12 protein-coding genes are annotated in these 22,771 nt (G+C 36.6%); 4 read left to right on the top strand and 8 right to left on the bottom strand.

The features are described from left to right. Positions 1-2 precede the first annotated feature (2 nt). From V7L01_RS28930 to V7L01_RS28920, 3 genes are all read left to right on the top strand, one after another. Positions 3-8,000, top strand: a complete 7,998-nt coding sequence (locus tag V7L01_RS28930; protein ID WP_335041013.1) for an amino acid adenylation domain-containing protein — start codon at positions 3-5, stop codon at positions 7,998-8,000. A gap of 185 nt (positions 8,001-8,185) precedes the next feature. Then, positions 8,186-9,037, top strand: coding sequence for a phytanoyl-CoA dioxygenase family protein (locus V7L01_RS28925; RefSeq protein WP_335041011.1), 852 nt, complete (start codon positions 8,186-8,188; stop codon positions 9,035-9,037). Between the two features lie 89 nt (positions 9,038-9,126). Next, entirely contained in the window at positions 9,127-11,598 is a 2,472-nt protein-coding gene (locus V7L01_RS28920) for a hypothetical protein (protein WP_335041010.1), read from the top strand. Between the two features lie 247 nt (positions 11,599-11,845). On the opposite strand, the gene V7L01_RS28915 is transcribed toward V7L01_RS28920, so the two are convergent. From V7L01_RS28915 to V7L01_RS28880, 8 genes are all read right to left on the bottom strand, one after another. Further along, positions 11,846-12,256, bottom strand: coding sequence for a hypothetical protein (locus V7L01_RS28915; protein ID WP_335041009.1), 411 nt, complete (start codon positions 12,254-12,256; stop codon positions 11,846-11,848). A gap of 38 nt (positions 12,257-12,294) precedes the next feature. Further along, on the bottom strand, positions 12,295-13,977 hold the full coding sequence (locus V7L01_RS28910; RefSeq protein WP_335041162.1) for a GUN4 domain-containing protein: 1,683 nt from the start codon (positions 13,975-13,977) through the stop codon (positions 12,295-12,297). A 28-nt stretch (positions 13,978-14,005) separates the two neighbouring features. Continuing rightward, the gene (locus V7L01_RS28905; protein ID WP_335041008.1) at positions 14,006-16,024 is read right to left on the bottom strand and encodes an ABC transporter ATP-binding protein/permease; all 2,019 of its coding nucleotides are present in this window, start codon (positions 16,022-16,024) and stop codon (positions 14,006-14,008) included. A gap of 340 nt (positions 16,025-16,364) precedes the next feature. Then, a complete protein-coding gene (locus V7L01_RS28900) occupies positions 16,365-16,769 on the bottom strand; it encodes a hypothetical protein (protein WP_322648170.1) in 405 nt (134 codons plus the stop codon). A 128-nt stretch (positions 16,770-16,897) separates the two neighbouring features. Continuing rightward, complete coding sequence (locus V7L01_RS28895) at positions 16,898-19,180, bottom strand: patatin-like phospholipase family protein (RefSeq protein WP_335041006.1); 2,283 nt, start codon at positions 19,178-19,180, stop codon at positions 16,898-16,900. Positions 19,181-19,311: 131 nt separating this feature from the next. Then, the gene (locus V7L01_RS28890; protein ID WP_335041003.1) at positions 19,312-20,289 is read right to left on the bottom strand and encodes an MvdD family ATP-grasp ribosomal peptide maturase; all 978 of its coding nucleotides are present in this window, start codon (positions 20,287-20,289) and stop codon (positions 19,312-19,314) included. A 59-nt stretch (positions 20,290-20,348) separates the two neighbouring features. Next, the gene (locus tag V7L01_RS28885; protein WP_335041001.1) at positions 20,349-21,341 is read right to left on the bottom strand and encodes an MvdC family ATP-grasp ribosomal peptide maturase; all 993 of its coding nucleotides are present in this window, start codon (positions 21,339-21,341) and stop codon (positions 20,349-20,351) included. 280 nt (positions 21,342-21,621) lie between these two features. Then, positions 21,622-21,762, bottom strand: coding sequence for a microviridin/marinostatin family tricyclic proteinase inhibitor (locus V7L01_RS28880; RefSeq protein ID WP_335040999.1), 141 nt, complete (start codon positions 21,760-21,762; stop codon positions 21,622-21,624). Positions 21,763-22,027: 265 nt separating this feature from the next. Between V7L01_RS28880 and V7L01_RS28875 the strand changes: the two genes are divergently transcribed. After that, entirely contained in the window at positions 22,028-22,168 is a 141-nt protein-coding gene (locus V7L01_RS28875; protein WP_335040998.1) for a hypothetical protein, read from the top strand. Positions 22,169-22,771: the final 603 nt, after the last annotated feature.

The raw sequence follows: 22,771 nt of genomic DNA, 5'->3' as shown, positions 1-22,771 counted from the left end.
TCATGATTAATAATTATCAACATACAAGTTTTTCTAATATTTCAATTGGTGAAGTATTCATGAGTTTGGTAACAGGAACTATACTAAATGAGCCTTTTGAACCTTCAAGAATTGGAAAAATATCACGATTAACAACTACACAGAGAGATTTATATCTGGATAATATGCTCCATCCAGATAGCACTATTTTTAGTTTAGGAATTTCTGTAAAGTTGCCACAAAATCTAGACAGATTTATTTGGGAACAAGCAATAAAAATAGTATGTCAACAAGATAGTACTACTAAAACAAAGTTCTTTTTTTATAAAGGCGAACCTTTTCAGTTTGTAGACAACGATGTTGATGTTAATTTTGAATTTATTGATTTAGTAATTAATAATGACTATTTCACTAGTTTACAGCAAGTTATCGAAGAAAAGATTAAAAATAAGTTAGATTTACAAAAAAGTGATTTATTTAAAAATATCTTAGTTAAAGATGAGCAGGGTAGCTACACAGCTATTTTAGGTGCACCTCATATCCTTTTTGATGGATATTCTGGGAAAGTTTTCTTTGAAAGGGTTGCAAAAGTCTACCAAGATTTAAAAATAGGTAATAATCCTGAAAAATTTGAGGGAAATGATTTTCATGATTTTATTGCCGATAGTGTGACTCAATTTGATACTCCAGAGATTCAGCAGTATTGGCTAGAAACCTTAAGTAATGTTATTCCTGTTACGCCTTATATCAAAATTGAAACAGAAAACAATGCTAAATCAAGAAAATTACAAATTACTGGGAATGAACTAGCACAAATTAGAAAATATTGCCAATTAAAAAAATGTAGCGTTCCTACATTTTTTAGGGCTATTTATGGTATTTATTTAAGTAAATATTTACAAGCACCAGCAGATTTGGTCTTTTATGATATTTTTGGGAAAAGGGATGAGAATTGGCTTAATGTTTTAGGTTGTATTTACCAAGTAGTTCCTATTGTTATACCTCAAAAAAATATTGGGAATAAATCAAGTATAGTTGATTATATTTTATACATAAGAAACTATCGTAAAAATCTAGATAATCTCCAAAATATTTCAGTTCTTTTACAAAGAAACTATTTAAAAGATGAACAGTTAAAGTTTTTCTATAATTTTTATAATTTTACCATATTAAATATTCCTTTTGCTGAAGAATGTTCTAGATTAAAGGTTCACAATTCTTTTGACGAAAATGAAGTTCATCTTGTAATAAACGACTTTAATGATAGTTTAGAAATAGAAATATTTTATAATCAAAAATATTTTACAGATATAAGCTCTTTAGAGAGATTGCTATTTATAGCAAATCAAGTTAGTCAAGGATGCGAGTATTTTTATCAACTGAATATCTTGCCAGAAACTGAGCAGAAAGAACTAGTAGAAACTTGGAATGATACTAGTAGCGATTACGCTAGAGATAAATGCGTTCATCAACTTTTTGAAGCGCAGGCAGAGCGATCGCCAGATGTTGTAGCAGTAGTTTTTAAAGAGGCACAGAGCCACGAACAATCTTCACTCGCTTACCGAGAGCTAAATCAGCGTGCGAACCAGTTAGCACACTATCTGCTTTCGCTAGGTGTGAAACCAGATATGCCGATAGGAATCTGTGTAGAAAGAACCTTGGAAATGCCGATCGCAGTTTTGGCAGTTCTCAAAACTGGTGGGGCTTATGTACCAATAGATTCAGCATATCCTAAAGAACGCCTAGCTTTTATGCTTGAGGATACTCAAGTATCTATATTACTCACTCAGCAACAACTATTAGCAGAGCTTCCTGAAACCAAAGCGCAGATTATCTGTTTAGATACCGACTGGGACAAGATAGACCAATATAGTCAGAAAAATCCCTCCAGTGAAGTAACAGCAGAGAATTTAGCCTATATCATCTACACTTCTGGTTCTACAGGCAGGCCGAAAGGGATCTGTTTAGCTCACCGTCCTTTAGTGAATTTACTGCAATGGCATCTAAACTCACTATTAACAGGTGTACGTACCCTGCAATTTGCCTCTTTGAGCTTTGATGCTAGCTTTCATGAGATGTTTGCTACTTGGTCTTCAGGAGGAACTTTGTTTCTCATCTCAGAAAACTTGCGTCGGGACACTACAGCTTTAGCTCGCTTTATTCAGAGTCAAGAGATTGAAAAAGTTATCTTGCCTGTTGTCGTACTACAACAAATGGCAGAAATGGCTGTATCTCAGTTGGAATTATTTACCAGCTTAAAAGAAGTTACTACCACAGGTGAGCAACTGCAAATCACCCCATCCATTATCAAGTTATTCAAATCGCTGCCACACTGCTCATTTCATAATCACTACGGGCCATCAGAAACCCATGTGGTAACGGCTTTGACATTAGATCGAAATCCTGATTCCTGGCCAACTTATCCGTCTATAGGTCGTCCCATAGCTAATACCCAGATATACATACTCGATACACAGTTAAAGCCAGTTCCTATCGGTGTTCCGGGAGAACTTTATATTGGTGGCGATAGTTTAGCTAGGGGTTACCTTAATCGACCGGATCTCACTAGCGAACGTTTTATTCTCAATCCTTATACAAAATCGCATCGTTTGTATAAAACAGGTGACTTAGCTTGCTACTTACCGGATGGAAATATTGAATACCTGGGTCGGATAGACCAGCAGGTAAAGATTCGTGGCTTCCGCATTGAGTTGGGGGAAATCGAAGCAATGCTGTTGCAGCATCCTGACGTGCATGAAGTTGTAGTTATGGCACGCGAGGATGTGCCTGGGGACAAGCGTCTAGTCGGTTATATTGTTTCCAGCTTGATTCCTGAGCGAGTACCTTATGAAAGTGTTTGTCGAGTGGAAACTGATGACAACCAGATAGTGGAACTACAAACAAAGGATATCTCCAATGATGGCGTTTGTTTGGTAGGAGTGTCATTTAGTTGGGCAAGAGGTAAACGCATCCGTCTTTGCCTACGCTTGCCAGTGACATCGGAAGAACTATGGTTAAATGGCAGCGTTGCTTGGAGTCAGGGTCAGCGGGCTGGCATTCAGTTGACTCTAACGCCTACCGAAAAAATTCTTTTTCACCAAAGCATAGAGCATATCTTGGAAACCCAACATCTATGGAAGATTTTGCAGCGCACAGTGAGTGGCAATTTCCGTAGGTTTCTCAAGGAGAAGCTGCCAGATTATATGGTGCCTTCCAGCTTTGTCATGTTAGATGCATTGCCACTAACACCTAACGGGAAAGTAGATCGTCGCTCCCTACCAGCACCCGATCGCACTGGACGGAATCGGGAGCAAGATTTTGTCTCACCTCGTACCACCGTTGAGGAAGTACTAGCAAAAATTTGGGTAGAAGTTTTGCGATTGGAGCAGATTAGTGTCTACGATAACTTTTTTGAGATTGGCGGACACTCACTGCTAGCGACTCAGGTAATCTCTCGTATTCGAGATACCTATCAATTAGATTTACCATTGCGACGTTTATTTGATGCACCTACTGTTGCCAGCTTGGCTGAAAGTATTGAGGCACAACTCAAGCAAAATCTGGAATGGCACACTCAAACAATTTTACCTGTAACGCGCAACCAAAACTTACCTCTTTCCTTTGCCCAGCAGCGGTTATGGTTTTTGGAACAGTTCTTACCTGACAATCCCTTATACAATTTACCGCAGACTTTTCACCTTGTTGGTCAAGTAAATTTAAGTGCCTTAGAACAGAGTGCCAACGAAATTATTCGCCGCCATGAAGTTTTACGCACCACTTTTGCTTTCTTAGATGGGCAGCCAGTACAAATTATTGCTCCTACCCTAACTGTACCTTTGCATCTAGTAGATTTGCGTTCGCTGTCTGACTCGCAAAAAGACACAGAAATCCAGCGATTAACTATTGAGGAGTGCCAACGCCCCTTTAACCTCAATCACGGGCCGCTAATACGAACCACCTTGTTGCAATTAAGCGCAGAAGAATATGTACTGCTTTTGAACATTCACCATATTGTTTTTGATGGTTGGTCTGTCGGTACATTTTTCCGAGAACTGAGACTGCTATATCAAGCTTTCGTCAACGGTCAACCTTCTCCCCTAACTGAGCTTCCGATTCAGTATGCAGACTTTGCTACTTGGCAACGGCAATGGTTGCAAGGAAAAGTATTATCAGAACAACTAGACTATTGGAAACGGCAGTTAGCAGATTTACCCATTTTACAGTTACCAAGCGATCGCCCCCGACCAGCAATCCAAACCTATCGTGGAACGCGTCAACCTTTAGCACTTTCCAAATCTGTCAGCGAGACACTAACTCGCTTCAGTCAGCAGGAGGGAGTTACTTTATTTATGACGCTTTTAGCAGCGTTCCAAACATTGCTATTCCATTATACGAGTAGTGAAGATATCCAAGTAGGTTCAGTAATTGCCAACCGTCACTATCAGGAAATTGAGAGTTTAATTGGATTTTTTGTTAACACCTTAGTACTACGCAGTGATTTTTCTGACTCTCCCACTTTCCGTCAATTGCTCAAGCAAGTGCGAGAAGTAACCTTAGAAGCTTATGCTCATCAAGACCTACCCTTTGAGAAACTGGTAGAGGAACTAGAGCCGGAACGGGATTTGAGCCGCCATCCCCTGTTCCAAATCGGCTTTGCTCTGCAAAATGTACCCATACCAGCTATAGAACTTTCTGGCATGACCATTAACCATCGCTTAGAACACAATGGCACAGCCAAGTTCGATCTGTTCTTAGAACTATTTGAGACACCAGATGGGATTAGTGGTTGGTTTGAGTACAGCACCGATTTATTTGACGCTCCTACCATCTCTCGCATAGGGGAACATTTTCAGACTTTAGTTGCAGGTATCGTTGCTAATCCCGACCAGAAAGTTGCAGATTTACCCCTTTTAACAGCTAATGAACGTCAACAATTATTAGTGGAATGGAATCAAACTCAAGCAGATTACCCCGAACAAAGTTGCATTCACCAACTATTTGAAGCGCAAGTACAGCGTGAGCCTGATTCTGTAGCAGCAATTTTTGCAGAACAGGAAATCACTTATCGCGAGTTAAATGCCAGAGCCAATCAATTGGCCCGTCATTTACAAACTTTAGGCGTAGGGCCAGATGTATTGGTAGGGATTTGTGTAGAGCGATCGCTAGAGACGATCGTAGCTCTATTAGCGATTCTCAAAGCTGGTGGAGCTTATGTACCTCTAGATACCGCCTATCCAAAGCAACGTTTATCCTTAATGCTGACAGACTCTCAAGTAACAGTGCTATTAACCCAACAACGATTGTTGGGAGAGCTTCCCGAACATCGAGCTAGTATTGTTTGTCTGGATAGAGACTGGGAGGATATTGCTACCCAAGCCCAAAATAACCTGGATATTAATATCCATCCTGACAATTTAGCTTATGTCATCTACACCTCCGGTTCTACTGGCAAACCAAAAGGTGTAGCGATGCCGCACCGTCCCTTAGTCAACTTAATTGCTTGGCAGTCGCAAAATTCCACAGTTGGCTTTGGCAGCAAAACACTGCAATATACACCAATTAGCTTTGATGTTTCCTTCCAAGAAATCTTTGCCACCTTAACTACAGGCGGAACATTAATATTGATTTCGGAATCAATGCGTCGCGAACCCACACACCTGCTGCAATTTCTGAACCAAACAGGGATTGAGCGCTTGTTCCTACCGTATGTCGCTTTGCAACAATTAGCCGAAATGGCAAGGATAGAAAGCATTGTACCCTGTAGTTTACGCGAAGTGATTACGGCTGGGGAACAGTTACGCATTACGGATGCGATCGCACATTTATTTCACCAATTGCCTAACTGCACTCTGCACAACCACTATGGCCCATCGGAAACTCATGTCGTGACTGCCTTTACCCTTAACAATTCACCTACAGATTGGCCAGCTTTGCCACCCATTGGACGACCGATTGCTAATAGTCAAATTTATCTATTGAATTCTCAGTTACAACCTGTTCCTGTAGGTGTGCCTGGAGAACTCTACATTGGTGGTATTGGTATAGCACGTGGCTATCTCAATCGCTTGGATCTTACAGATGCTCGGTTCATTCCTAACCCCTTCCAAAGGAGCAGGGGAGCGAAATGCGATCGCCTTTATAAAACAGGTGACTTAGCTCGTTACTTGCCAGATGGCAATATCGAATATCTTAGTCGGATCGATCATCAAGTGAAAATTCGCGGCTTCCGAATCGAGCTAGGAGAGATTGAAGCTTTACTAGCACAACATCCCTCCATCAAGACGAGTGTTGTAATAGATTGGGAAGATGTACCTGGACAAAAGCGTTTGGTAGCTTATGTGGTGCAAAGTCAACAATATGAGAATGACACCCAACTTACATTAGAACTCCGCCGCTTTCTCAAACAAAAGCTACCAGAATATATGATACCTACGGCTTTTGTGTCTTTAGAGAAGTTACCACTAACACCCAGTGGCAAGTTAGATCGTCGAGCATTACCTGCTCCCGATCGATCCAGACCAATTCTAGAAGTAGCATTAATTACACCTCGGACTCCTACTGAAGAACAAATGGTTGGTATCTGGACTAAGATACTTGGCATTGATAATCTGGGTATTCAAGATAACTTCTTTGAACTTGGCGGTAATTCTCTATTAGCAGCACAGTTAATGATGTATGTGCGAGAAACTTTTCAAGTACAAATGCCTGTAAGATGTATTTTTGAGCAGCAGACTATAGAGGGACTGTGCCAGATAGTTGAGAAATTATATCATGAAGGAAGTTCTGCTCTCAATAGTGTTATTAGTTTCAAAGCTGAAGCCGTACTCGATCCAAATATCTATCCCCAAGGAGTACTTGCTAAAGACATCAGTCAGCCAAACCATATTTTCTTAACAGGTGCTACCGGCTTTCTAGGTGCTTTCTTACTACATGAATTGTTGCAACAAACTGAGGCGAAAATATATTGCCTTGTGCGTGCTGATAACGAAAGTGAAGGTTTGAGAAGGTTGCAGAAAAACCTAGAAAAATATTTAATATGGGACGCGAATCAAGGCTCAAGAATTATTGCTGTCCCAGGCAATTTAGATAGGCCTCGTCTAGGACTTTCTTTAGAGCAATTTGAGAGGCTAGCAGAGCAGATTGATGTTATTTATCACAGTGGTGCTGAAGTCGGCTTTGCTAAACCATATTCTCTAATGAAGGCGACAAATGTTCTTGGTACTCAAGAAGTACTGAGATTGGCATGTCACGGTCAACTCAAGCCAGTACACTACATCTCAACAATTGCCATTTTTAGCACAATTGCTTGTTTTAATGGGTTAAATATCCTTTATGAGAATGATGATATCGATCTTAGTGAAGCTTATCTTTATCAAGATATTGGTTATATACAAAGTAAATGGGTAGCTGAAAAACTTGTTTGGATTGCTAAATCTAGAGGAATCCCTGTGACAGTTATTAGATCGGGATTTTTAATGGGTCATCCGCATACTGGTGTAACTAATACAGATGACTACATATCTAGATTGATCAAAGGTTGTATTCAATTAGGTAGTTTTCCAGATTTAGTCAATCAAAAACAAGATTTAATAACTGTTGATTATGCTAGTAAAGCTATTGTTCAAATATCTAGGAAGAAAGAATCTTTAGGAAATGCCTTTCATTTAGTTCCTTTAGCATCGCAGAATATTGATTTAACTAGATTATTTGGCTTAGTATCGAGTTGTGGATACCAACTGGAAAAAGTGTCTTATGAACAATGGACAAACGATTTAATTAAGCAAGGACGATCCTCTCAGGAAAATCCTTTATTTCCTCTTATACCCATGTTAACTGAAAAAGTCCATCAAGGAATGACAGTATGGCAGCTATATCAAAATACTCCTGATTTAGACTGTTGCAATACACTTGAGGCAATTGCTAATACTTCCATCTATCCTCCATCAATGGATACTGAATTGTTCGGTAAATATTTGGCTTATTTCCAAAGTAGCGGATTTTTAAATATAAAAGTTACATAATAGACATATTTTTGACAATTTTAACTAAGTAGAAGTCCTTAATCTTTAAAAAACCATGAAGACTTTGAAAGCTTTTGGGTATTTTAACGTATCAACAATAATTTTAAATATTTAAGTATTCATGGCAATGTCCCTAAAGTTTAAAAAAGTTATATTTTAATTATTCATAGATACAAGGCTTAAATATGTACCTTACACAAGAACAATTACTAATCTATAAAAATCAAGGATATATTTTATTATCAGAATATTTATCACTTACTGAAGTAGAAATTTTGAAAGCAGAATTATCTGCTTTATCTACAGAAAATTCCCCAAAAAGAATCCTTGAAAAAGATGGTAGCACTGTACGTTCGCTTCACGGCTTGCATACTGAAAATGATGTTTTCAATTCCCTAACACGACATCCATTCATTGTTGAACCTGCTATGCAAATAGTTGACAATCAAGTATATATATATCAATTCAAAGTAAATCTTAAGGCAGCATTTACTGGTGATATTTGGAAATGGCATCAAGACTATATTTATTGGCGCAAGGAGGATGGAATGCCAAGACCACAGGTAGTCAATGCCATGTGTTTATTAGATGATATGAATGAATTTAATGGGCCGCTATTTCTTATCCCTGGTTCCCACAAAGAAAAAATGATTGATATTACGGCTAATCCTAGAGTGACAAACACCAAATCTGATAAGTCTGGTGATAACCCTGCATGGATATCAAGTTTTAGTGCTAATTTGAAGTATTCTCTAAGTCAGGAACTAGTTGCTGATTTAGTATCAAAATATGGAATTACTTTTATCAAAGCTGCGGCTGGTTCTGTATTATTTTTTGATAGCAATATTGTACATGCTTCCTCAAATAATATCTCGCCTTTTGGGCGTTCTACAGTGATTATTACTTATAACAGTATTGAAAATATTCCTTTACAAATTCAAAATCCCCGCCCAGATTTCCTTGTGAGTAAAGATTATCGGCCAGTTACTCCTTTAGCACCTGATGCTTTATCCCAGTTTTCTGGCGTCAAGCTTTAAAATAAATATTGTGTTATATCTTATGGAAGTATTTATAGGTTGCAAAGAGAGCTTAATTTGTCACTGTACACATTTACATCAACTTCCTTATGGCTAATAGCGTTGATTTAAGAAGAATTATCTTACCTAATGCTACCAAATTAAAACTTGGATTTTCAGATGATCTAAATTTAGTTTCCTCAACTTCAGGAAGTTATTTAGATTTTGACCATAATTTGCAGTTAAATTTAGACAAAATTTTTAGTATTCATAGTACAGTTCCATACATAAATGTGGCGCTTGATAGAATTATTGTTGAAGTATTTGGAAAACCTGAAATTAGAATATCTGCACCAAAATATAAAATTTCTAAAACTTATCAAGAAGTTGAAATCAGCTTTAAAGGATTACTAAATAACCAAGATATTGAATTATTTATTGGGAAGCAAAGCACATTAAAGTATAAATTAAATAAAAATTTTACTTTTAGCAATCTAGCGAGTAAACTTCCTATTATCAACGATTTAAAATTAAGCAACCCAGAGCTAATTATCACTGATACTGAACATGATTTTATACATCCAAAATTAGGTTGCATTAACTTAAGCATAGGATTCAACTTTATTGGAAATATTGATTTCAATAATCTCCAGACAAATTTCAGCAGTTTTATTCATCAAAGCTTAGGAATTGGGTGCTTAGGAGCGATAATTAACTTTAATCCGGCAGGACAGATTAGCTTAACAAGTAATATTGCAGGCGATATTCAGCTATTTTCTCAGCAACAATTTAAGGCTACTTTTAATAACTTGCTCATAGGATTAAATATTGGGACTGATTTAGAGCCAAACTTTGGATTAACTGGAAATTTGATTCTGCAAGGCTACGATCCCACCCAAGAAAAAGAACCTAAACTATTTCTCTCTGGTAGTCTCTCCCTCGAACCCGAATCTTTAACAGCATACTTTTGTCAACAAGGTGAAAAATCTTGGTGTAATCCCTATGGATTGCTAGGAACTGAACTTCGCAATATCAGGTTTCAAGGAGGCGGAACGTATTTACCTCCTTACTTCGATAACTTTGGCTTCATTGGTGATTTGAAATGGGAAAAAACAGACCTTGAGGTAGCTTTTCTGATGGACACTAATGATCCTGAAAGATTAGCTTTAATTTTAAATCCCAAGCAAGCGATTAGCTTAATAGATTTGTGGCGGGGGCCAATCACTTCCTTTCTTAGCAAACAAGTAGGTTATTCAACCGATTTAGTTAACAAAGCACTAGGGGTTTTAGAAAGCTTAGTGAACTTAAACATCGAATCAATTGATGGGGATGGAGACGGAAAAATCAATCCTTTAATTAAGTATGTTCCTTTTCCGACAAGAATTGCGGCTCAAGCGATATCAGAAGGTTTAGAAATTAATGGCAAAATTAATGCTTGGGGTCATGAGGCAATCTTAATCCTTCAAGGAGATAAAACTTTTAATAATATCTCTGGTTCATTAAAAGTTCTAGAAATTGATTTAGGATTTCTGAAAATTAAGGGAACAGATGACGATAGTTTAGATTTATCTTTAAAAGTAACGCCTAGTGAGCAGTATCTTCAGGGAGATGGTTATCTAGAAATTCTTGACAACGAAATTGCGAATGTTGAATTTAAAATTACCCCTACCAATACTACCTTTAAAAACTTTGACCTAAGTTTAGGCAATCTATTGAGTATTGATGTTGATGCCCTGAGTATCGATATAAAATCTGGTAGTGGTAGTGGTTTAGGAACAATTTCAGTTTTTGGGAATACTCTAGCAGGCATTATGTTTGATGTTACTCAAAATAGTGTCAATCTGAGGGATGTTCGGCTGAGTTTAGCAGGTTTCTTGACTTTGACTATTCCGAACCTGACAGTTAATTTGAAGAATCAAATCGCAACAGGAACAGCAAATATTATTGCTTTTAATCAATCTTTAGGTAGCGGCACTTTATCATTTAACACTCAGAATGTTTCAATTAATGAAGTAGTTCTTAAATTAGGCAATATTATAAAGCTCAATGTTCCGAGTTTTAAACTTGATTTAACTAATAAAAAGGTTTTTGGTTTAGGCGATGTTACTCTCTTAGGCAAACAATTCACCGCGTTAGGTATCAGCCTGAACGAGAGCGGATTTCAAGCTACAAGTAATTTCAATTTTGGCATTTTAGCTTTCAACGGCGCTACAGTCACTCTCAGCAAAGGAACTAATGGTAATATCAATAATTCTGCCAGTATTGCAGGAAGCCTCAAGTTTTTAGGCTACACCTTTGCCAATATTACGGCTAGCGTTAATAGCAGCAAATTAATTGCATCGGGTAGTTTTAATTTTGGTGGTATTTTAATACTTAAAGGAGCAAATAATCGAAGGAATGCGACAATAACGCTTAACAGAGCCAAAAACGGACTGCACAATTGGGTTAGTATTATGGGTAGCTTTTATGTGTTGGGTCAAGAGTTAACATCACTCACTATCCGCGATAATAATAGTACTTTAAAAATTTTAGGTATGCACATTATCAGAAAGCCCAACTGTCCAAAAGGAATACATAAGTAAGCTAAAAACGAGTTAAATTCAAGTTCTAGTTAGTCTTAGTGGTACTAAACTAGGTTAGCACAATAAATTTTGCAAGCAAGCTCTAAAATTTATTAAGCTATCTATGCATAAGATTAATATTATTCATATTAAGATTGTAAATTAATTTTAAGAAGTCTACTACCAAAATGCAGAATCGTAAGAACTTATACAGAGTTAATATTTTACCTAAATTTATTAAGTTAATATTACCAGCATGGAAAAAGTATTAATTGATTTTTATACCAACAATTCTCTGATTTTTGTCGCTGATTAAAAATTTTAATTTATCAATTTCAATAACTTCATAATTCTCTGTTATAAATATAGAGTATATGCTAGCTATCATATCTGCCAAATCTACTTTAGATAATATCAGTAATCGCAAATTGAAAAATGATTTAGGAACAGTTTTAACAATTAAACATAATCTTCTATCATTTACGTGCCATACACCAGTAAATTTATTACCCGTGACAAATTCGCTGGGTTTAGATAAAAGAAATGTTTGAATTCTAGTTTGCTCATAAGTCATATTATCTTTAAATTCAATAGAGATTTTTTCCCAATCTGTATTAAAACGCCATTTACCAAAAAGTAAAATTTCTATTTCTGTATCTGACAAATTTATATTATTCATTTGCTTTCTCCCTGATTATTAAGTAATGTGCGATTTACTTATGGTAAAGTTTCATGACAAGTTTTGACACGAGTAAAAAATAAATGCATCTGCCATATTAGCCAAGATCCAACTCGCCAAGCTGCCATTGACAGGGGGGCTGTAGATGAATATGAAGGCATGTCTAATATATTTTGGTCATAATGTAACCATTTAACTGGTAAATGTCCCATAGGTGTCGTTGGGGATAATTCAAAAGTTAGTTGGTCGTAATTTAACCAGTTTCCCTCTTTTCGCCAACCCAGGCGATCGCCAAGTCTTTTTTCTGTTTCATAATCTATTTGACCGCCTATTTCGTTCCAAATACTTTGCTGAACACTAAAGCCAAAGTAACCATGACTGTATTGTTGCCAAAGTCGATCGATTTTATGAAAAGCTTGACATGAAAAGTTAAGAATATCTTGTTTATAAACTTCATTCCAATCATTCTTGCCCATGACTTGTAGCATTAATTTAGCTGTTTCAATATCAGCTTCTTGCCACTTGTACTGTGTAAGAAGATTTTGCAATTTACTGTAATCAATATTCCAATTACTTTTAAATTCTGTGGCCAACTCAATATCATTATTAGGTTGTTCCGCCAATTCTGTTTTCTCGATAAAAAGTTGAGGATAAGGAGAAATAATATCTGCTTCTTCTATCCCTAGCACTTTCTTTTGAGCAACCAGTTGAGTAGACATATAATTAGATATTAGGTAAATCGCTTGATTTAAAGTTATCTCATCTTTACTTATATCAAAGTCATGAACCTGCAAATCTAATAATTTTGACTGAAAAAAAGCATCTTGCAGCCTATATTTTTTATCATAACTTGCCACTAATAAATTGAGGATGTCATGAGATATCGTACTAGTATCTTGTATTGTTAATAAATTAACTTGAGAATTTAGAGTACTACTTGCTAAATTTTGAATTTCTCCTACAATTGCGTAAAAATCTGCATCTACTTTTACTACATCATCTATTAAAGATTGAAAGGGACTAAAGTAATCTTGTAGAGACTTTTCTAGATTAATTGCTGTTTCAGCTATTTTTGCGATTTCTTGACGAATTTTTGTAGCTTTGACTTGGTATTCATAAATTTCTTGATACACCTCTATATCTTTAAGTATTTTCTGAATAGCTTGCTTTTGATTTTTAGTATCTTCCGCTAAATTTTTAATTCCTTCACTTAGTAGTTGTACTTTTTCTAAAATTAAAAAGTTAGTATTACTTAATAGCAAAATAGATTTTAAATTTTCTTCTTCTTCCAATTTTAACTTGTAAATTATTTGAGGATTTCTATGATTTTTTATCTCTAGCTTATTTCTTTGTTCATTTACTTTTCTAATTTCATCATATTTTTGTTTAAATAGATTTTTCCAGTCATCTATAAATTTTAATAAAAAATTTTGATAACTATTTTTATAATTTTCTAATGATTCAAGAAGTTGAATATAATCTGTAACTAATAATTTAACCTCTACTAAAGTTTCTCCTTGACTAATTTCTTTTTTCCATTTGATTATTCCCCAAAAATAAGAATGATATTTGGTACCTTCTCTAATTAAGTTTTGGCATTTTCTAATTTTTCTTTGAACTTTTTTTAGTTTGGAATTTTTTAAAGTTGGAAATTTGTAATGTGTTTCATAAATTGTAATAGATTTATAAGTAACTAATTGTTTTTGCTTTCTAGTTAGCATCACTTGTTTTGAAATATACAAATAGTTGCTACACTCTTACCCATTTCAATACCTCCGGGTTTTTGTTATAGCGGTAGGTTACACCATCCTTAGTAGTCACAGACTTTTCTTGACTAGCCTTGCTTCTAATAGTACTAAGAGAATAGTCTGTTAATGTCTGAAGCTCTTTATGAGAAAGTCCTATAATTGTGGCGCTTGCTGCTGATTCTGGTTTCATTTTGAGTTCATTTTTCGGGTAAATATCTATCGTAATTTGCTCCTTTTCAACTGGTTTAATAACAATCCCTTTTTGCAATTGATAATCTGGCATAGAAACAAGTTGCCAATTAGATCCTTCTGAAAGCTCTAACACCCATTGATGATAATTAAATAAGCTTTCTCGATGACCAACGCTGATAAAAGTTGTTTTCGTTGATTGTAACTGTTGATATAAATTACCTTCGTTATTTAAATCTAAAGCACTCGTTGCTTCATCTAAGATAGTGAAACTAGGATGTGTAATTAATAGCCGTGCAAAAGCGAGGCGTTGTTGTTCTCCTAACGACAATATATTTTCCCAAGGAACTTCCGTATCAAAGGCATTTACGCGGGTAAGTAAGTGTTGCAGGTTAACTTGTTGCAAAATATGTTCGAGTTCTTTGTCGCTCATTTTCCTATCTGTGTGAGGATAGAGCAACTGTTCGCGTAAAGTCCCTAAAATGATATAAGGGCGTTGGGGTAAGAACAATACTTCTTTTAGGGGAGGACGCACGAGACGACCAGTTCCTGCATTCCACAAACCAGCGATCGCTCTCAACAAAGAACTTTTACCCCTACCACTAGAACCAACAATCAATAAACCTTCTCCTGGCCCAACAGCTAGTGACAAGTTTTCGACGATTACCTGTTCATAATTTGGCGTTTGTAAAGTGACATTCTCAAAAGCTAAACGTTCTTCTTCTATAATTTTAATAGTACTGACGTTCTCTGGTTGTTTGCTAGCAGCCTGTAGCGCATCTGAAAACTCTGCCAAACGCTTTACATAACCAGAAAATCGTCCTGAAATTCCAAACTCAGATATTAGTTCTCCTAGAGCATTAGAAAACATAAAGCAAGCAAAACTAGCTTGGTTTATTTGTCCATAATCAATTTTATCTTGAAGAAATAAAGGTGTAAGAATAAACATCGAGAATACGCTAATCGCAGACTGATACGCTCTGCCAAAAGCGTCTTGTCCCCTCTCCAAATTCAGTCGGCGTTCAGCAGTTTTTAAAACATTATTAAATCGGCGCTGAATTATATTTAATTCTTCAGCTTCTCCCTGAAAAAAAGCGATTGATTCAGCGTGATTACGAACATGAGTTAAGCAATAGGCAAAATCTGCTTTAAATGCAAGTTCTTCTTGGTTAACTTTATTTATTCCTTGATTCAAGTAAACAGCTATTAAATTACCTACAATTGTATAAATAATTAAATAAATTGCGATTTCTGAAGAAACTATCCAGAGAATTATCAAAGAACTTCCCATTTCTAAAGATTTTTCTAGTAAAGAAGATGAGAATCTCAAGCCAATGCTAGTAATGGGTTCTATTTCTTGGGATAAGCGTTGATCTGGATTATCTATATCAGATTTAAAATTGATTTTATAATACGCTTGATTGCTTAAATATTTTTCTAGAACATGAAAATTTAGCCATTTGTACCAGTCAAGAATTATTTTTTTTTTGATATATCTCAAAAGAGTCACTAACAAGACCATCCCGACAATAATTAGACTGGACAGCCATAAAGTACTATTATATTTATCAAGGTCTCTCTGTTCAATAACGATATCAATCACATACCGATTCCAGTAACTATTTGCAGCATTTGCACCGACAATTACAACTATTAATAAGATTAAGGAAATGAGCATTCCCCATGAGCGAATCACGTCTGAAAATGCTCTTCCTTCTGCTTTTGTTGGATACCAATAAGGCCCGGCAACTACTTTCACATCCTGCCAAAATTGAATCAAGGCTGAAAAAGGATTTATTGTATTTTGCTCGCGCACAGATGGAGTTTGCATATTCTAAAAATGTAGCTGTTACTAATTACGCTAGGAATTTTGAAATGGCCTTTGAGAATTAAGTTAGACTCAGAGGTCATTTTTCCTTTTAGAGAATGTCTGAAAACTTTTATGGTGTTGTATTCGATATTTATAGCTCCCCCTAAATTCCCCTTTTTCAGGAGGACTTTAATTAAATGTCCTCTCTTTTTAAGGGGAGCCAGCTACGCTGTCAGCGTTAAGGCTAAGGGGGAGCAAATCGAATGCACTAGTACAGCACGGTGTAAATAAAGCAACTATTTCAAATTGTTCAAAAGCCTGTCTTCTAAGCTTTTTGATTTTTGACTTCCGCTTTGCGGTACTAGGTCAATGGTTCGTCATCAACAATTTCGACTGTTCTCGGAAAAGGGCCTTGGTCAGGCTCAGTAACGACTACTGGGCTAATATGATGTTTCAATTTGAGTTTTAACTCATCTGAAATGGGCAATTCTTGAATTTCTTTGAGAAGAAATCTGACAGATTCAGTTTTGCTACGTTCTGTATAGACGAGCTTGAGAATGTTTTCAATTCCAAATCCCGCTATATATTCCCCTAAAACGGCTACCAGCCCAAGCAAGCCTAAACCTCCTAAGAGACCTAAAGGCCCGCCCAGCGTTGAAAGCATAGCGACAACGGCAGCGACATTACCCCCTGATGCACCCGTTGCGATCACGAAAAGTATACCAGGAAGACCTAAACCAGAAATTTTTTTGACGAGTTCATCCATTGTACTTACCTACAATCCTTATAAAGTGAAAACATGACTAAGAGAGTCATTACTAATTCCTTTTGTGAAGAAATTAAAAATCTTACATCTTGCACCAGCTAACTAATGCAAGATGTAAGGAATCTGATTTATCCTAACAAAAGACTACATAGTTCATCGATTTGTTGACTTTTTTGAGATATTAATCGATGGGCTATAGCTTGTAACTGACGAGTATTTTGGAGTTTGGTATTATCTATTTCTTCTAATTCACTATCTAACAATGTTTGAAAGCGATAATAAAAACTTTTAGCTTCTTTTTCGCTAGGTTCAAACAACTGTTCTAATTCTCCAGCTACCACTTCACTACTACCATCAAACATAATATTTAAAAGCGGTCTTCCCCATTGCAAAAGTCCCCAATTTTTGACTTCTTTATAAGGGTAGACACTCGTCAGCGAACCTGTACCTAAAGAAACTACTAAAATATCTTCTGTATTCAGGACTTTTTGGGCTTTTCGTTTACTACTAATTTGTGCTTCTAAAATAGCTAAATGGGCTGGATTATTAGCAAATACTCCACCATCGATTAAAGTATAGGCGATGCCGCTATTGTGAGGGTTTACAAGCCGATGAGGAGCAAAATAAGTCGGAGTGGCACTAGTTGCCAATGCTGCATCTAAAAGCGAAAAACCCCCACATAACTTCTGAAAATTTTTAGATTCTATTTGCTGTTTTTCTATTTTGTTTGTAAAAAATATCGGAATTCGCTGCTCGATATCGTAACTCGTTACAAAAACTTCTTTGAGATTATTTTCTAGAAGGGCATTACCAAAATATTGCCTGAAAATTTCTTCTTTGCTTTCGGAAGGATATTTTGGCTGGAGAAATATATCCTCTAACGGGCCTAGTAGTCTTTCAAACAACGGCTCATAAAATATTTCTACCCCATACTCAAGAAAGAACTGTAGGAGATCCTCAGCAGTGTATTCAGCTACTGGCAAGTTATTAGATATATCGGAACTTAATCGGGGTTTAGTTAGTCCAAGTGCTAAGATTCCGCCACTGGAAGTGCCAGTAATTAAATCAAACAAACTGAATATAGGCTTTTGTGTCCGCCGTTCAATTTCTGATAGGAGTAATGCCGGAATAATGCCCCGAATACCGCCTCCATCAATGGAAAGTATTTTATATTTGGGACGGGCTTTTGTATTCATAGTTTCTGGCGATTCCTCCTGAGTTAATATTTGTGCTTGCTGGATATTGACGGGATCTTCAGTTTGGTCTGTTTTGGTTTCCTCGTCATGTGAACTGAGAGCGATCGCAGTTGGAATAATCTCGGATTCTTCGCTGTTTATTTCTGTCTGTTGAATTTCCTTTGGTTGGTTTTCGTCGTCGCTTACTAACGGCGATTCCTCCTGAGTTAATATTTGTGCTTGTTGGATATTGACGGGATCTTCAGTTTGGTCTGTTTTGGTTTCCTCATCATCTGGACTGAGAGCGATCGCAGTTGGAATAATCTCGGATTCTTCGCGGTTTATTTCTGTCTGTTGAATTTCCTTTGGTTGGTTTTCGTCGTCGCTTACTAACGATACCGTTGTTGCTAATAAACTTGTGGTTAGTGGTGAGATATTTTCTTCAGGAATAACTGCTGTCTCAGTTTGGATCTCTTCAAGTTGAATATCTTCTTGATTGGATGATTCTGCTGCAAATGGAACTAGATTTAATGATTGTGTTGCGAATGGAATTTCTGCTAAAGTCCAAATAGGATTACCACGAAAATTTCCTTGATAGGACTTTCCAGTTTGGTTTTTGACAGTTGTACCTTGCCCATCGTCTAATCTCCAGTAAGCCACTAATCCTGATTCATCTCCGGCTATTTGCCCACAACGATGAGTCTGGATTTCTGCTTGAGTACAAGGATAATTCCAAACACTAATATTTGCTAATTGTCCTTTGAAATAAACCTGTTTATGTAAGGTTGCTCCCAGAGTTATAGAACTTGTGGCTTTGTTTAAAGATGAACCTCTAAGAGAATCGTTGTATTCGCGATCGTCAAGATATACGGTTACTTCACCACTATTAAAAACAATAGCAAAAAAGTGCCATTGTCCTATAGTTAGTTCTCCTTGCCCGAAGGTTTTGATACCTTTGCTAACACTTTCATCAATGTAGACATCTAGGCTTCCTGTTTCACTGATGCCGAATTCAAAATTATCGCTGAATCTCTCTGAAGAACGGGCAAAAAATACATTGCGCGTCCCGTAACTAGTGGCTTTATTTGTTAGTTCATGTGGATTTACCCATCCTGAAACCGTAAAAGCTGAACTCCCTTGAGCGAAAACGCCGCCAATATCGTTTCTGCCAAAATCTATATAATCATTTACCCCATTAAATGTTAAAACTGTTTGTGTATTTACTAGGTTTATCACAAGGATTTAATCTCCAAATGTAAATAATTCGTAATTTTAAATAAGGAAGTTAATATTAATAAACTTAATAGTGGAATCTCACTAACACCTTTCAAAATAGAAGACAATAAAAATATAGAAGGCTCAATTACCTAATTTTTATTAGTCAGTAATACTTCTGCGATCGCCTGCGAAATGGGGTAGTGTGGTGGATATATCTCCAGCCAAAAAAATTCCCCGACTGGGTTAACTTCGAGGAATACATACCGACCATCAGGGGTGACAATAATATCAATTGCTCCATAGTTTAAGCCAAAAGAAGCCATCAGTTTGAGCAGTTTTTTCTCAATATCTTCTGGCAAGTCGTAGGGTTGCCAATTTTTAACTAAGGCTCTCCCCTCTTTGCGCCAGTCGTAAGTAGATCCTGACAAGCTTTGGGAATCTACTGCGGCAGTAAATACGCGGTGTCCGACAATAGTTGTCCGCAACTCCAGCGCCTTGGGCACATTTTCTTGAAAGGTCATCGGACAAAAACGCAGCCCTTCCATATTCTCCAGATCGTCATCTGTAACTGGAGTGGTAAACACAACGTTTTCTCGCCCCCGAACGTCATAAATAGCAAAGGAAGAAAGCATTTTGGTAACTATACCTTGGCTACACTCTTGAGCAAATTGCTTGACTGCTTCTGGATTATTTGAAGTCAGAGTGCGTGGAGTTATAAGACCAACTTCTCGTGCAACTTGCAATTGTAGTTGCTTATTATTAGCCCGATCCACATTGGACATTTTATCAAAATGGAATCCCTGAAGGCTGGCAATCATCCCCCTGACTGTGGCGCGACATTCGTTAATTGACGCATCTCTGTATTGCTTGTCCATTGAGTCGGGGATTTTTTGTCCGTAGCGCATCCGCCGATACCAAACTGAGGAGACTTCACTCAAATCTAGCTTCTGTTCGCCATCACTAATAATTACCCGTTCAGTATCGCCAGAGTAAATATCTAGTTTGACTTCAGTGGGATATCTGTCTGTGTCAAACCGAAATGCTTTTTCTCCTCTAGCCTCAATCTCTTTGATGACTAGAGGAATGCTTTCGTTGTCTTTACTAAACGTAACTATTAATACGGTCATAAAAAGCATGAAGTGTGAAGTATGTAGACACCTTTTGGGTGGCTTGCCACAGGCTAATATCAAATATTAAATCTTTGAAGTAGGGCGTCTGCGATCGCACTTGCAATCGGTAAGTTTAAATCCTTTTCCAGCATTCCCCACTCCCCCACAGGGTTGATTTCCAAAAAGACGTATTCGCCTGATGGTGTGAGGATGAAATCTAACGCTCCAAACAACAACCCAAATTTCCCCATAAAGGCTTTGAGACGACGAATTACTTCATCAGGAAGCTGGTGGTGTTGCCATGCGCCAACCTCAACACCTGGTTTACGCCAATCAACTTTGGCTGCTGCATACACATCTGCATTTAGCGCCCCCACAAATACATTACCATTCACGTACACCACCCGTAATTCCTGTTGTTTTGGAATTTGCTCTTGAAAAACCATTGGGCAATAGCGCAGTGATTCGGCATCTTCTAAGTCTTCTGACTTAACGATGCTGGTGTACAGAAAAAACGAAGAGTTAGCTTCCATACTGTGGGAAAGAGCAGTTAAGAGCTTGCTTACCATTTTGCCCTTGACTTGCCCGAAAAACTCTCGTGCTGCTTGAGCTTTGTTGGTAACAAGAGTCTGGGGAATAACAAAACCTACTTCAGACGCAATCCGCAGTTGACACAGCTTGTTACTTGCATAATCTATCCGCTCTAAATTATCTACCCACGTAGCTCTTTTGAGACTGTCCCAAAAACCATCTAAAGTTGCAAGTGATTCTCTAATGCAAGCTTCTCGGAACTTTGGCGCTAATTCTTGACTCAGTTGTGGTTCCCAAATACGGCGCATCCATACAGCTTGCACCTGCTCTGTGTTGATAGAGTGGTTGTTATATTCTATAGTGTGGTAGCTTTTAGACTTGTCAAAATGTGCTGTTAATTGCACTTCTAGAGGAAATTTATCAGTATCTAGACGAAATGGTTGCACCCCTTTTTTTGATAAGGCTTCTGCCACTCTATCTATTGTGAAGAAATCACCACTGTGGGTGATTAATAAAACAACATCACGAGACAGGTGCATACAATATACTTTTTTGATAATTTTAGGAGTTAGCTATTAAGCAATAGCTAACTTGCTTTTTATAATCCAAAATTTTTAAATAATTTAAGTATCTATAAAAAGCAATCACCTCCATGTTATGGATAAAGAAATATGAAAGCGATCGCCTCCGTCGGGCGCCATCGCGTTATGAGTAGTTTTCAGTTATTTGATAACTGCTACTCTATGAAATTATGATGGTGTAGTCAATTACAAGATATTTTCCCGATTAGAAAGGTACTTTCAGATGTATAAGACTAAGTTATTTATCTTCCAAATCTGAAGGAAACTTGTAAGTCCAAGGAACATCTGTTCCTTCACCTTCAGTAGCTTGCTCTGACAAGAAACGCGCAAAAAATGGTAACGCGACAACATCCACTGTTTTGACTGTGTTCTTATGCATAAGAGTTTTCCTTAAAGGAAATTATTTTTTCAACTACAGATATATCAGTAATTAAATATATTTTCAAGAGCAGTTAAGACAGTTAAGAAGTAATTATTCTAATAATTTAGGAAAGTTAAGAAATTTAGGAAAGTTAAGCAAACGCATAAGATAAATTTATTAACTATTTATCAAGATTAAGTAATCAATATCAAACTGTAGCAATTTTATTTGATTAGATTATCCTGCTAGTCCCTATATTTTCCAGTCTTTTCAACTTGGCCCGTTGGCACACGATCCGATCGTCGCCATTGTTGAACCGGCTGGTGAATTAGCTGGTTTGCCTTTCCCTATTAATGCTCGGATGCTGCGGCATGGAACAGGTTATCCCAAGGCGAATCGAGGCGATGAAGTTTGTAGATGCTGAGTTATCATTGTCTACTCTTACACTTGTACACTTAACCGTATTTTCTCGTAATTTCTTTCAAAAATCAAATAGAATTCCTATATTAAGAAGTTAATATAAAGCCGTCAAGTTTCTATGGGAAGGTTAGTTAAATGTTTGCTCAACTGTCTTAACTGTCCACCTTATTATCTACTTAACTTTCTTAAATTTCTTAACTTTCTTAACTATCCACCTTATTATCTACTTAACTGTCTTAACTGCTATTGCATTTTATTGACAAAACTGAGATTATTTAAAAGATTTAGGTTAAACAGACTAATTTAATAAAACTTGTACTTTAATAAAACAATAATTTTTAAGATATTATCTATAGTAAATTGATATAACAAAAAAAAGGCTATTCCTGAATTGATTGATATAAAATAAAAGCAAAATTTATATTTTACAATATGAAACAGAGTAGTGTTTGTAATAGTTTTTCGTTTGCCTAAATTATAGATTAATAAGTAGTAAGTATATACTTGTAATTTTTAAGTACATTTAAATTATGGGAAAGAGTGTAAAAAATGATTTTTTTAGAAGAAGAGAGTTTATATTTGAATAGAATACAGCAACTTAAAACTA

The organism is Nostoc sp. (assembly GCF_036917095.1).
Lineage (GTDB): Bacteria > Cyanobacteriota > Cyanobacteriia > Cyanobacteriales > Nostocaceae > Nostoc.
Note: the sequence above shows the minus strand (reverse complement) of the source record. Positions and strands in the feature narration are given on the sequence as shown.